This window comes from Ralstonia sp. R-29, from assembly GCF_049913345.1.
Lineage (GTDB): Bacteria > Pseudomonadota > Gammaproteobacteria > Burkholderiales > Burkholderiaceae > Ralstonia.
Genome location: NZ_CP184377.1, coordinates 1,111,554 through 1,122,825 on the forward strand (window position 1 = coordinate 1,111,554; position 11,272 = coordinate 1,122,825).

An 11,272-nucleotide genomic window follows, 5' to 3' on the forward strand; every position below is an offset into this window, starting at 1 on the left:
CTCAGCGGTACTGGGGTTTGCGCTTCTGCAGAAATGCAGAGATGCCTTCGTTGCCATCGGCGTGGTGCAGCGCTTCGACAAAGCTGTGCTGCTCGGCTTTGAGGTGATCGTGCAGCGAGGCCTCTTCCGCGTTGGCGATCAAGCCTTTGATGCGGCCCACGGCATGCGGCGATTGCGCGGCGAGTTTCTCGGCCAGCAACAGCGCGTGGTCGAGCGCCTCGCCGGGTTTGACGACTTCGTTGATCAAGCCGAAGTGCGCGAGCCGTTCCGCGCCAACAGGCCTGCCGAGCATGATGATCTCGCTCGCCAGCGGACGCGGCAGGAAGCGCGCGATATGCCACGAGCCGCCGCCGTCCGGCGTAAGCGCCACGTTCACATACGCCATCACGAACTTTGCGTCCGACGCGGCAATTGCAAAGTCGCACGCCAGCACCAGCGAGAAACCTGCGCCCGCCGCGGGGCCTTCCACTGCCGCAATCACAGGCTTCGGAAACGTGCGGATCGTCTCGATCCAATGGTTGAGCGCATCGATGCCTTCCTCTTGCACGCTCTTCGGCTTGCTGCGGTTTTCCAGCAGTCGGTTCAGGTTACCGCCTGCGCAGAACGCATTGCCGGCGCCGGTGAAGATGACGGCGCGGATCTCGTTGTCGTTGGCGGCACGGTCCAGCGCTTCCATCGACGCGGTGTACATCACCGGGTCGAGCGCGTTGCGTGCGTCGGGGTTGGACAGCGTGAGCACCAGCGTCGAGCCGATGCGTTGGGAGAGCAATTGCGCGGTCATTGGCGGCCTCGTAGGGGTTGGCGGCAATCAGGCGTCAGGCGTGAGCAGCGACATGCCAAGACGCGCACGACGCAGCAGCCACGGGCTCGGGCGATAACGCGGGTCACCATAGAGCGCGTACAGGTTCTGCAGCACTTCGAGGATGACGTTCGCGCCGAGCGTGTCGCCCAGCGCCAGCGGCCCTTGCGGATAGCCGAGGCCAAGCGTGACAGCGAGATCGATGTCGCCTGGTGTGGCTATGCGCTGCTGCGCGATGTCACACGCAATGTTGACGATACACGCGACGATGCGCTGGGCGACAAAGCCACCTGAATCGCGGATCACCGTGACTGGGACGCCGTCGGAGATGAGCAGGCCATGCGCGGCATCGCGATAGGCGGCGTCAGTGGCGGGCGTGGTCATCAGCGTGCGGCGCTTGGTGGCGGCAAATGGATAGAGCGTGTCGAGCGCCACGCTGCGGCGTGCGTCGAGCCCTTCGGCGGCCACACAGGCGGTGGCATCCAGACCGCGCGGCGTGACGATGATGAGCGCATCAGCGGAAGGCTTGGAACCTGCCTCGGGCGTGATGCCCAGGTCGAGCATCAGCCGCTGCGCGGCAGCGTGACCGGCCTCGTGCGCGCGGCTGATCCATACGGACGATGGGCGAGCGCTAGGCACTGGTGCTTCGGCGGGCACCTGCTTCTGGCCTTCGGGGTAGCGATAGAACCCTTCGCCCGTCTTGCGGCCCAGAATGCCGCCGGCAAAACGCACGGCGGTGATTTGTGAGGGGCGATAGCGCGGCTCGTCATAGAACTGGCGATAGACCGACTCCATCACCGGGTGCGACACGTCCAGCCCCGTTAGGTCCATCAGCTCGAACGGGCCCATGCGGAAGCCGGCCTGCTCGCGCATGATGGCGTCGATATCGGCATAGGTGGCTACGCTTTCCTGCGCCACGCGCAAGCCTTCGGTGTTCATGCCACGCCCGGCATGGTTGACGATGAAGCCCGGCATGTCGATGCAGCGCACGGCGGTGTGGCCCATGCGCTTAGCCAGCACGGCCAGCGCATCGCCGGTGGCAGGCGCGCTGCGCAGGCCGTCGATCACTTCGACCACCTTCATCAGCGGCACCGGGTTGAAGAAGTGGAAGCCCGCGACGCGTTCGGGGTGCTTGCAGGTGGCTGCAATCGCCGTGATCGACAGCGACGACGTATTCGACGCCAGGATCGCGTCGGCGCGGACGATGTCTTCGAGCTGGCGGAAGAGGTCGCGCTTCACCTCCAGCTTCTCGACGATGGCCTCGACCACGAGATCGCAGTCGGCCAAATCGGAAAGGGCGCCTGCTGGGATCAGTCGCGCGACAGTCGCGTCGGCATCCTCCTGCGTCAGCTTGCCCTTAGCGGCCAGCTTGCCGAGCGTATCGGCCAGTGCGGTGCGCGCCGCTTTCACGGCTTGCGGGTTGGCGTCGAACAGCTTGACGCGCAAGCCGGCCTGGGCCGCGATCTGCGCAATGCCGCGGCCCATGGCGCCGGTCCCTACAATCCCGACAGTCTGCATATGAAATCCGCTTCGATCGAAAGAAGTTTGGCTAAAATAGCACGAGCGTGCGATTTTAGGCATCCGCGCCAACCATAATGGGCGCTTCCATCACACAGCGCCACCCAAGGAGAGAGTGCTTCATGCTGACGCTATACGGTTTTGCCGCGAGCAACTACTACAACAAGGTCAAGCTCGCACTGCTGGAGAAGGGCCTTCCGTTTGAAGAGTCGCTGCGCTGGCCGGACCAGACCGACGGCGAAATCTCGCCGCTGCACAAGGTACCGTATCTGAAGGATGGCGATCGCGGCATGTGCGAGTCGCAGGTCATCGTCGACTATCTGGAGGCGCGCTATCCGGAACATCCGCTGATTCCGGCCGACCCGTTCCAGGCGGCCAAGGTGCGCGAGGTCGTGACCTTCCTGGAGCTGCACCTGGAGTTGGTGGCGCGCCAGCTGTTTCCCGAGGCGTTCTTCGGCGGCAAGATCAGCGACAACCTGAAGGTGAAGGTGCGCGAGCAACTGCAGAAGAACATCCCGGCGGCGGCCAAGCTGTTCAAGTTTGCGCCGTACGTGGCGGGCGACACGTTCACCATTGCGGACTGCGCAGCCATCGTGCACTTTCCGCTGGTGAGCTCGGCCACCAAGATCATCTACGGTGAAGACCTGCTGGCGCAGGTCGAGGGCGTCAAGCCTTACCTGGCCGCGATGGCCGAGAACCCCAACGTGCAGAAGATGCGCGCAGACAGCAAGGCGAATCTGGAGCAGATGCTGGCGCATTACGCCAGCAAGCGCTGATCGCCGATTCCTCTCTTACACCTTCGCCAAACGCTCCAGCGCAAGTTGGAGCGTTTCGTCTTTCTTGGCAAAGCAAAACCGCACCACGCCCGATTCGTGCGGCTGCGAGTAGAACGCCGAGACGGGGATCGCCGCCACGCCAATTTCGCTGGTCAGCCACTTGGCGAACTCGGCCTCGGGCAGGTCGGAGATGGCGCTGTAGTCCACGCACTGGAAGTAGGTGCCCTGGCAAGGCAGCAGCTTGAAGCGGGTCTTCTCCAGCCCCGCGCGGAACAGATCGCGCTTGTGCTGATAGAACGCCGGCAAATCCAGATATGGACGCGGATCGGCCATGTAGTGCGCCAGTCCATGCTGCACCGGCGTGTTGACGGTGAACACGTTGAACTGATGCACCTTGCGGAACTCCGCCATGAGCGCGGCGGGCGCGGCCACGTAGCCGACCTTCCAGCCCGTCACGTGATACGTCTTGCCGAAGCTCGACACCACGAAAGCGCGTCGCGCCAGCTCGGGAATGCGCGCAACCGACGCATGCGGCACGCCGTCGTACACCATGTGCTCATACACCTCGTCGGAGAGCAGCAGCACGTTGGTAGGCGCCAGGATCTCGGCCAGCTTCTGCATGTCGTCCGCGTGCCAGACGGTGCCCGTCGGGTTGTGCGGCGTGTTCAGCATGATCAGGCGCGTGCGCGGTGTGATGGCAGCAGCCAGCGTGTCAAACGGGATGCGGAAGTCCGGCGCGTTCAGCGTGATCGGCACGACCTTGCCGCCGGCCAGCTCGATCGACGGGATGTAGCTGTCGTACGTGGGCTCGAAGACGATCACTTCGTCGCCCGGATGCACGCAGCACAGCACGGTGGTCAGCAGCGCCTGCGTGGCACCGGCGGTGATGGTGATCTCGCGGTCGGCGTCGTACGTATGGCCGTACAGGTTGGCGACTTTCACGGCGATGGCCTGGCGCAACGCAGGCACGCCCGTCATCGGCGGATATTGGTTCAGGCCCGCGCGCATGGCGTCGGACACCGCATCGACAATGCGCGGGTCGCAGTCGAAATCCGGAAAGCCCTGGCCCAGGTTGACGGCCTGCTTTTCCGCCGCCAGCGCCGACATCACGGTGAAGATGGTGGTGCCAACGTTGGGCAGCCGCGAGGGCGGCGGAGCGATGGGCGCGAGCGAATCAGCGGACAGGGCAGCAGTGGTCATGATGAAACGGCTTCAGGCTTGAATGGTGGAAGTGCTTTCCAACTGGACCAGCGCGACGAACTGCTTGGGCGGCAGCACCGCCACGTCGCAATACTTGGCCATGCGGCGCTTGAGCTTGAGCACGGCGCGGTCCTTGGAGACGAGATAGGCAACGCCGGCGGCATCGGACAGCGCGAGGAATTTCTGGTCGTCGCGATCTTTGCAGCGCGGGACGAACGTTTCGCCTTGCGCGCGGGCAGCGTCTTCCGGATCGGCCACCGAGCGGGTTACACGATCGACCCAGGCCAGCGCCGCTTCGGCGTCGATGGCGTAGCGCGCGAACTGCGGATAGTCCAGCACGCGGCGCAGTTCTTCGCGACAGGCGGGGCTGATGATGGCCTCCAGCCGGCCGGCTTCCAGTGCGGCGCGAATCGGGCGCGCAACGGCGTCGTCAAAGATGAGGATATCGACCCAGATGTTGGAGTCCAGTACCACGCGTGGCGCTGGGGTATGGGTCGGGGCGGCAGCGTCTGCCATTCGATACAATCCGAGACTTGTGAACCGCGATTCTGACATGATCATCGTCCTCTCGCCGGCCAAGTCGCTCGACTACGACACCCCGCCGCGCACCAAGACCCACACGCTGCCCGATTTCATCGCGCGCTCCGCAGAACTCATTGCAGTGCTTCGCAAGCTATCGCCGGCCCAGATCGGCACGCTGATGAAGATTTCCGACCCGCTGGCCGTGCTCAATGCCACGCGCTACGGGGACTGGTCCACCGAATTTACTGCCGAGAACAGCAAGCAAGCCGTGCTGGCTTTTGACGGCGATGTCTACGGCGGGCTCGATGCGAATTCGCTGTCGGCGGACGATCTGCAGTTCGCGCAGAAGCATCTGCGGATTCTGTCGGGCCTGTACGGCGTGCTGCGCCCGCTCGACTGGATGCAGCCGTACCGCCTGGAAATGGGCACGCGCCTGGCCAACCCGCACGGCAAGGACCTCTACGCCTTCTGGGGCGACGAAGTGACGCTCGCGCTCAACAAGCTCTTCAAGCAGGACGATGACCCCGTGCTCGTCAATCTTGCGTCGGAAGAGTATTTCAAGGTCGTGCGGCCCAAGGTGCTCAAGGCGCGCATCGTCACGCCGGTCTTTGAAGACTGGAAGAGCGGTCAGTACAAGATCATCTCGTTCTACGCCAAACGCGCGCGCGGCTTGATGGCGCGCTATGCGATCGAGCATCGCATCACCGATCCGCGCAAGCTCAAGGCCTTCGACGTTGACGGCTATGCTTTTGCAGCAGCCGATTCCGACGACGAGCGCTGGGTCTTCCGCCGCAAGCTCACCTGATCACAGGAGTCGACATGACTGCCAACCAACCGTACATCTCCAGCACGTTCGACAGCGGCGCTATCGAGATCGTCGATGCTGCACGCGCGGATGCCATCCGCCTGCGCATCCGCCGCGATTCGCATGCCGACTTCATGCAGTGGTTCCACTTCCGCCTGCAGGGCGTGCAGGGGCAGGCGTGCAAGCTGGCGCTGGAAAACGCCGGCGAATGTACGTACCCCGCCGGTTGGAAGGACTACCAGGCCGTCGCCTCATACGACCGCGAACACTGGTTCCGCGTGCCGACGCGCTATGACGGCAAGACGATGACCATCGAGATCACGCCCGAGCACGACAGCATCTGGTTTGCGTATTTCGAGCCGTATTCGGATGAGCGTCACCTGTCGTTGGTGGCCGCCGCGCAGACACGGCCTGGCGTGCGGACGCAGCGTCTGGGACAAACGGTGCAGGGCCGCGACATGACGTGCATCACCGTCGGCGAGCCCGGCCCCGGCAAGAAGAATGTGTGGATCATCGCGCGCCAGCATCCCGGCGAGACGATGGCCGAGTGGTTCGTTGAGGGCTTGCTGGCGCGTTTGACGCAGCAGGGCGTGTGGAGCGGTGATCCGATCGGACGTGTGCTCTCCGAGCGCGCTGTCTTCCACATCGTGCCGAACATGAACCCGGACGGCTCTTCGCTGGGCAACCTGCGCACCAACGCGGCCGGCGCCAACCTGAACCGCGAATGGATGGAGCCCGACGCCCAGCGCAGCCCCGAGGTGTTGTGCGTGCGCCAAGCTATCGAGCAGACCGGCGTCGACCTGTTCTTCGATATCCATGGCGACGAGGCACTGCCTTACGTGTTCGTGGCGGGTAGCGAAATGCTGCCGGGCTTTACCGATGCGCAGCGCGCCGATCAGGATCGCTTTGTTGCAGCGTTCCTGCGTGCCTCACCGGACTTCCAGACGCAATACGGCTACGAAGCCAGCAAGTACAACGAAGACGCGCTCAAGCTCGCCTCGAAGTACATCGGCCACACGTACGGTTGCCTGTCGTTGACGCTGGAAATGCCGTTCAAAGACAACGCCAACTTGCCCGACGCACGCGTGGGCTGGGACGGCGCCCGCAGCGCCGCATTGGGTGCGGCCATGCTGCAGGCGATCCTGGAGTACCTCGGCTAAGCAATCATGCAGAAGCCATAACGACAACGCGCCGCTCAGGGTTCCCTGGCGGCGCGTTTGTCTTATTGGCTCGTCGACTTCTTTTTCTTGGCCGTTGACTTGGTGGTGGATTTGCCGGTCGTAGCCGACTTGGTCTTGGCTGTGCTGCTGCCCTTGCTTGCCTTGGCCGATTTAGCCGTGGCCTTGCCCTTGGCAGTGCCCTTGCCGTGCACGGCCGTGGTCGTGCAACGGTGGCCGCGGCGGCAGTGGGTGCGCACGGTCGACGAGGAGGCCGCTGCCGCCGGTGCCGCAAACGGCTGGCCGTTGGCATCAAGCAGTTCGTACGCCAGCATCATCCCTTCGTCATAGCCGCAGCGCACGCGCACCGGCTCCCACTGGTCGTTGCCCGTGCCGCGCTTGTGCACGGCGGCATTGAAGCTGACCACGCTCGACACCTTGACAGCGCCTTGCTTGCTGGACGAGAAGCGCGAGTCCCACGGCTCGACCTTGGCCTGGTCGTTGGACAGCGCGCCGGTCGGCAGGCGGAACTGATCGAAATTGGTGGAGCGTGGAATGATCCAGCTCGCATGCGCGGCGCAGTCGGCCACGTCGGGGCGGGCACCTTCCGATTGGATCAGGCGGTCACGAGTCTGTGCGCGGTACTCGGACAAACTCATCTTGTCCTTGGCCGGCAGGTTGACCGTGGTGGTGCCACTGGCATCGGCCGAGCCGAAGACGATGGGCGGTGTGGACGGTACAGGCTGGATGGCCGGCTTGGCTTGCGCGGCCGGCGTGCTCGGCGTTGTGGTGGTGGCCGGGGCCGACGCATCGGTCGGTTGGGTCTGCAAATTGGAGCAGGCGGCCAGCAGCGCAACGACGCCGAGACAAAGTAGTTTGGGTCGCAACATCACGAGTGTTACAGGGTGTCGGCGTGGAAAAACGCCATGATAGAGGAAAGCCTGCGCCGAAAGTTCCTGCTGGTTACCCCAATGCGGAACATCCGGCGATTTTGCTGTAACAGGGCGTTACGACCTTGGGTTGCGACATGACGAACCGATCATCATTGCTTGGTGAACAACCACGCGAGCGACCATTCGTCCGTGCGCGCCTCATAGCGAATGCCCTTGCGCATGGCCCACGTGGCGAGTTGATGATGCGAGGGAATGATCGCGTAGTCGGTCTGCGCAAAGCGTGCGGCGGTCTTGGCGGCTTGCTCGTGCGCTTGGTCGCTCGATACCGTGGAGAGCGACGTCTGCACCAGCTTGTCCAACTGCGGGTTGCTGTAGCGGCCCCAGTTCCAGGTGCCGTAGCCGGTTTCTGCGTTGGGTGTGCCGAGGATGCTGCGCAGCGCCACGTCGGCTGCCACCGAGCCCCAGCCTAGCATCATGAATGAGAACTCGCCCTGGCGCGCGCGTGAGAAGTACGCAGCTACCGGTAGTGTTTCCACCTTGGTCTGGATGCCGATGCGCGTGAGCAGTTGCACCGTGGTCTGCGCCACTTGTGCGTCGTTCAGGTAGCGGTTGTTGGTAGCGTGCAGCGTGAGCCCGAAGCCGTTCGGATAGCCCGCCTCGGCAAGCAGTTTCTTCGCGCGATCCGGGTCATAGCCAATCTTGCCACCTGGATGCCCGAAGATCTGCGGCGACACGATGCTCGATGCCACCACGCCTTGGCCTTCCAGCACGCGGCTGACAATCGCGTCGCGGTTGATGGCCAGCGCCACGGCTTCACGCACGCGGCGGTCCTTGAACGGATTCTTGGCAAGCGGCTTGCCGGCCTTGTCCGTAATGAACGGCGACGCATCGCGGCTCTGGTCCATCTGCCAAAAGATCGTGCGCCAGGACACCTGCTGCTCCAGGTGGAACTTCGGATTCTGCTTGATGCGCGGCACATCGGCGGCAGGCACGGCCTCCACGACGTCTACATCACCCGACAGCAGGGCAGCCGTGCGCGCAGCGTTGTCAGTGATGATCTTGAAGGTGACCTTGTCCCACTGCGGGGCACGGCCCCAATAGCCCGGGTTCTTCTTCAGCACGATCTCCTGCCCACGCGTGAAGTGGTCGAACACGAACGGGCCTGTGCCGATCATTGCCTTGCCGGCATCAAAGTCCGCTTGCGATGCGTCCGCCACCTTTTTGGGGATGATCGGCAGGCTGTTCAGGTCGTTCGGAATGCTCGCGTAGTTCGGGATCGACACCTTCAGCCGCACTGTGAGCGGATCGACGATCTGTACCTCGGTGATCGACTTGGTGTAGCTCGTGAACGGGCCGGGGCTGTTGGTCAGCCGCGCCGGGCGTTCGATCGATGCCTTCACGTCTTCGCCGGTGAAGGGCGTGCCGTCGCTCCATTTGACGTTGGGGCGCAGCTTGATCTCCCACGTGTTGGGGTCGATGGCCTTCCACGAGGTGGCCAGGCCCGGCGTGTAGCGGCCGTTCTTGTCGAGGAAGACCAGCGACTCGAAGATATGCAGCGCCATGGCGTTGTTGGGGCCGGCGTTGTTCCATTGCGGGTCCATCGACGTGACGTCGGCGGACAGGCCGATGCGGAGGTCGTCGGCGCGCGCAGCCATCGGCACGGAGGCTGCCGCAGCCAGCGCACATGCAGCCATGCTGCGAATCAAGGCGCGAATCGGACCACCAAAGAGGGGACGCGTTGTCATCGGGGGGCTCCTGGAGTTCGGGCGGTGATGCCATGTGGCGGAAGACCGCCATTGTGCCGCAGCCTGCCTGGGCGCGTACGACGCAAAGCAACAATCCATATAAGCGACGACAGAGCAATAAAAAAGCCACCCGAAGGTGGCTTGTGCTGTCGCGGTGCGTCAGTGGAACAGCGGCTGTTGTGTCGGCGCGTCTTCCGGCATCTCTGCGTGGACGATTTCTGCCGCGCGGTCCGCATAAAGGGGGGCGCCGCAGTCTTCGCAGTACTCCGGTTCGAAGAGTTGGCCGTGGCGGAAGATGTCTTCAATGCCGCAGGCGCGCAGTTCGTCGCAGATCTGCTCCAGCGGGCTGCCAGGTTCGCCTTCTGCGGTGACATCCGTGGCGCCGCCATCGCGGCCATAGACGGGCCAGACGATGCCGTAGATGAGGTCTTTCTCGCCACGCACCGTGAAGGCCACGCGATATTCCTCGATCTGCTCTTCGCCGAAGGCGCCGATGATGGCGCCGAAGCGGTTGGCCGGCATGTCCAGCGCGCCCTGCAGATAGTTGACGGCAGCGCGCACCGTGAGCGGGCGGATCTGCTTGTCGGACTCACGGCACGACAGGAAGAAGGCGTCCGGCAGCAGCAGGTCGAACTCGCAGCCAGGCATCAGCGTGGAGATGGTCGGCGTGACCTGCTCGCGCCATTGCTCCAGGCAGGCGGAGCGTTCGGCGTGGTGCTCCTTGGCGTCTTCCTGCCAGCGGAACAGCGCCTGGCCATGCTGGGCCACGACAATGGCCACGAGGTAACGCGGGTCGGCGAGGATGGGCGCGGTCTCGGGCATATCGCGCAAATCCATCTTGGGTGGCTGGCCGGACAGCGCGTACGCCGCCAGCTTGTGCGTGAGCGCGAAGGTGTCGGAGTGCGTGCGCGGCAGTTGGTCGATGCTGTACAGATACGGCGCCAGTGCCACGCGTGCGTTGGACGCCATCACATGCGCTTGCAGATGCACCTGCAGCGTTTGCGCGAGCTCAGGCTTGATGGTGCCCGAGGGGATCATGTAGCGGGTATGCGCCAGGATGGGCGCTGCGATCAGCAGTGCATCGTACTCAACGTCGCCCGAGCTAAGCACTGCCGACTCGGCCAGCGTTTCGGCCTGTTCGGCCAGCACGTCGGAGGCCTCTTCGTTGTGCTTGAAGAGGTGGTCGAGCGCGGCGTCGAGCGCGGTCTGGCTGCCGTTCTTCAGCAGCCGCGAAAGACGTTCGGACAGCCTTTGTTCCCAATAGACGTCTTCGATGCGGCTGCCTGACGCATCAAGCGCCAGCGCATCGGCAACAAGCCGTTCTGCATCGGGGGAAAGACGTTGGGGGGCCTTGGAGCGGAATCCTGCCATGCTGTGCCGTACCGGTCGATTGGAAAGAAGGGGCGTTATTTTACCCTTGGACGCTTTCGTGTGCCGCTTTGTTGGCGAAAGCGCTAGGGTTTCGCGGCAGGCGCCGAGGCTTCGGCTGCAACGCTACTCGCAGCAGGTGCCGCTGGTGCCAGTACTGCGGCGGGCTCCGATGTTGCCGGTGCGCTTGCGTGAGCAGCCGGCGTGACGGCGGAAGCGGCAGTCTCCATTGGCGGAGGCGGTGGCACGGGCGCAGCGGCGGCGGTCGTGGCGTTGGCTGGCAAGGGCGCTGCCGGGGCCTGAGCATCGATCTGCGGCGCCTTGAACAGGATGTAGAACACGGCAGCCGCCACGACGAGTAGGGCGAGAACCACTTTGGCCATGGGTGCGAGGCTCCTGCGGATGGGGCGATTGAAGATAGACCGGGCGATGGGCGAGCGCTCCGCCACGCGGCCTAATCGGCACACTCTACCAAAGGCTGCGCGTCGG

Annotated in this window: 11 protein-coding genes; 3 read left to right on the plus strand and 8 right to left on the minus strand. The window is 64.0% G+C overall.

The annotated features are described in order from the left end of the window. Position 1: 1 nt before the first annotated feature. Together ACN9M1_RS05265 and ACN9M1_RS05270 are read right to left on the minus strand one after the other, a co-directional pair. The gene (locus ACN9M1_RS05265) at positions 2 to 781 is read right to left on the minus strand and encodes an oxepin-CoA hydrolase, alternative type (protein WP_426397997.1); all 780 of its coding nucleotides are present in this window, start codon (positions 779 to 781) and stop codon (positions 2 to 4) included. A 27-nt stretch (positions 782 to 808) separates the two neighbouring features. Then, complete coding sequence (locus tag ACN9M1_RS05270; protein WP_426397999.1) at positions 809 to 2,317, minus strand: 3-hydroxyacyl-CoA dehydrogenase; 1,509 nt, start codon at positions 2,315 to 2,317, stop codon at positions 809 to 811. A gap of 122 nt (positions 2,318 to 2,439) precedes the next feature. Here ACN9M1_RS05270 and ACN9M1_RS05275 point away from each other — a divergent pair, with 122 nt between their 5' ends. Further along, positions 2,440 to 3,093, plus strand: a complete 654-nt coding sequence (locus tag ACN9M1_RS05275) for a glutathione S-transferase (protein ID WP_426398001.1) — start codon at positions 2,440 to 2,442, stop codon at positions 3,091 to 3,093. 15 nt (positions 3,094 to 3,108) lie between these two features. Here the strand turns inward: ACN9M1_RS05275 and ACN9M1_RS05280 are convergent, their stop codons facing one another. Beyond that, positions 3,109 to 4,293: a pyridoxal phosphate-dependent aminotransferase gene (locus tag ACN9M1_RS05280; protein WP_426398002.1), complete on the minus strand. Its 1,185-nt coding sequence runs from the start codon at positions 4,291 to 4,293 to the stop codon at positions 3,109 to 3,111. Positions 4,294 to 4,305: 12 nt separating this feature from the next. Beyond that, on the minus strand, positions 4,306 to 4,809 hold the full coding sequence (locus tag ACN9M1_RS05285) for a putative toxin-antitoxin system toxin component, PIN family (protein WP_426398004.1): 504 nt from the start codon (positions 4,807 to 4,809) through the stop codon (positions 4,306 to 4,308). Positions 4,810 to 4,846: 37 nt separating this feature from the next. Here ACN9M1_RS05285 and yaaA point away from each other — a divergent pair, with 37 nt between their 5' ends. Then, positions 4,847 to 5,620: a peroxide stress protein YaaA gene (yaaA, locus tag ACN9M1_RS05290; protein WP_426398006.1), complete on the plus strand. Its 774-nt coding sequence runs from the start codon at positions 4,847 to 4,849 to the stop codon at positions 5,618 to 5,620. A 14-nt stretch (positions 5,621 to 5,634) separates the two neighbouring features. Then, on the plus strand, positions 5,635 to 6,780 hold the full coding sequence (locus ACN9M1_RS05295; RefSeq protein ID WP_426398008.1) for a M14 family metallopeptidase: 1,146 nt from the start codon (positions 5,635 to 5,637) through the stop codon (positions 6,778 to 6,780). A 62-nt stretch (positions 6,781 to 6,842) separates the two neighbouring features. Here the strand turns inward: ACN9M1_RS05295 and ACN9M1_RS05300 are convergent, their stop codons facing one another. The 4 genes from ACN9M1_RS05300 to ACN9M1_RS05315 all read right to left on the minus strand — a co-directional run bounded on the left by ACN9M1_RS05300 (position 6,843) and on the right by ACN9M1_RS05315 (position 11,166). Beyond that, a complete protein-coding gene (locus tag ACN9M1_RS05300) occupies positions 6,843 to 7,667 on the minus strand; it encodes a BspC domain-containing protein (RefSeq protein WP_426398009.1) in 825 nt (274 codons plus the stop codon). Positions 7,668 to 7,819: 152 nt separating this feature from the next. Further along, positions 7,820 to 9,415 (minus strand): ABC transporter substrate-binding protein, encoded by a 1,596-nt coding sequence (locus tag ACN9M1_RS05305; protein WP_426398010.1) that lies wholly within the window; start codon positions 9,413 to 9,415, stop codon positions 7,820 to 7,822. A 159-nt stretch (positions 9,416 to 9,574) separates the two neighbouring features. Further along, positions 9,575 to 10,786, minus strand: coding sequence for a DUF2863 family protein (locus tag ACN9M1_RS05310; protein ID WP_426398012.1), 1,212 nt, complete (start codon positions 10,784 to 10,786; stop codon positions 9,575 to 9,577). 83 nt (positions 10,787 to 10,869) lie between these two features. After that, positions 10,870 to 11,166, minus strand: coding sequence for a hypothetical protein (locus tag ACN9M1_RS05315; RefSeq protein WP_426398013.1), 297 nt, complete (start codon positions 11,164 to 11,166; stop codon positions 10,870 to 10,872). Positions 11,167 to 11,272: the final 106 nt, after the last annotated feature.

Coding starts and splice junctions, on each gene's coding strand:
- ACN9M1_RS05265 (WP_426397997.1), bottom strand. CDS start 781: ATGACCGCGCAATTGCTCTCCCAACGCATCGGCTCGACGCTGGTGCTC.
- ACN9M1_RS05270 (WP_426397999.1), bottom strand. CDS start 2,317: ATGCAGACTGTCGGGATTGTAGGGACCGGCGCCATGGGCCGCGGCATT.
- ACN9M1_RS05275 (WP_426398001.1), top strand. CDS start 2,440: ATGCTGACGCTATACGGTTTTGCCGCGAGCAACTACTACAACAAGGTC.
- ACN9M1_RS05280 (WP_426398002.1), bottom strand. CDS start 4,293: ATGACCACTGCTGCCCTGTCCGCTGATTCGCTCGCGCCCATCGCTCCG.
- ACN9M1_RS05285 (WP_426398004.1), bottom strand. CDS start 4,809: ATGGCAGACGCTGCCGCCCCGACCCATACCCCAGCGCCACGCGTGGTA.
- yaaA (WP_426398006.1), top strand. CDS start 4,847: ATGATCATCGTCCTCTCGCCGGCCAAGTCGCTCGACTACGACACCCCG.
- ACN9M1_RS05295 (WP_426398008.1), top strand. CDS start 5,635: ATGACTGCCAACCAACCGTACATCTCCAGCACGTTCGACAGCGGCGCT.
- ACN9M1_RS05300 (WP_426398009.1), bottom strand. CDS start 7,667: ATGTTGCGACCCAAACTACTTTGTCTCGGCGTCGTTGCGCTGCTGGCC.
- ACN9M1_RS05305 (WP_426398010.1), bottom strand. CDS start 9,415: ATGACAACGCGTCCCCTCTTTGGTGGTCCGATTCGCGCCTTGATTCGC.
- ACN9M1_RS05310 (WP_426398012.1), bottom strand. CDS start 10,786: ATGGCAGGATTCCGCTCCAAGGCCCCCCAACGTCTTTCCCCCGATGCA.
- ACN9M1_RS05315 (WP_426398013.1), bottom strand. CDS start 11,166: ATGGCCAAAGTGGTTCTCGCCCTACTCGTCGTGGCGGCTGCCGTGTTC.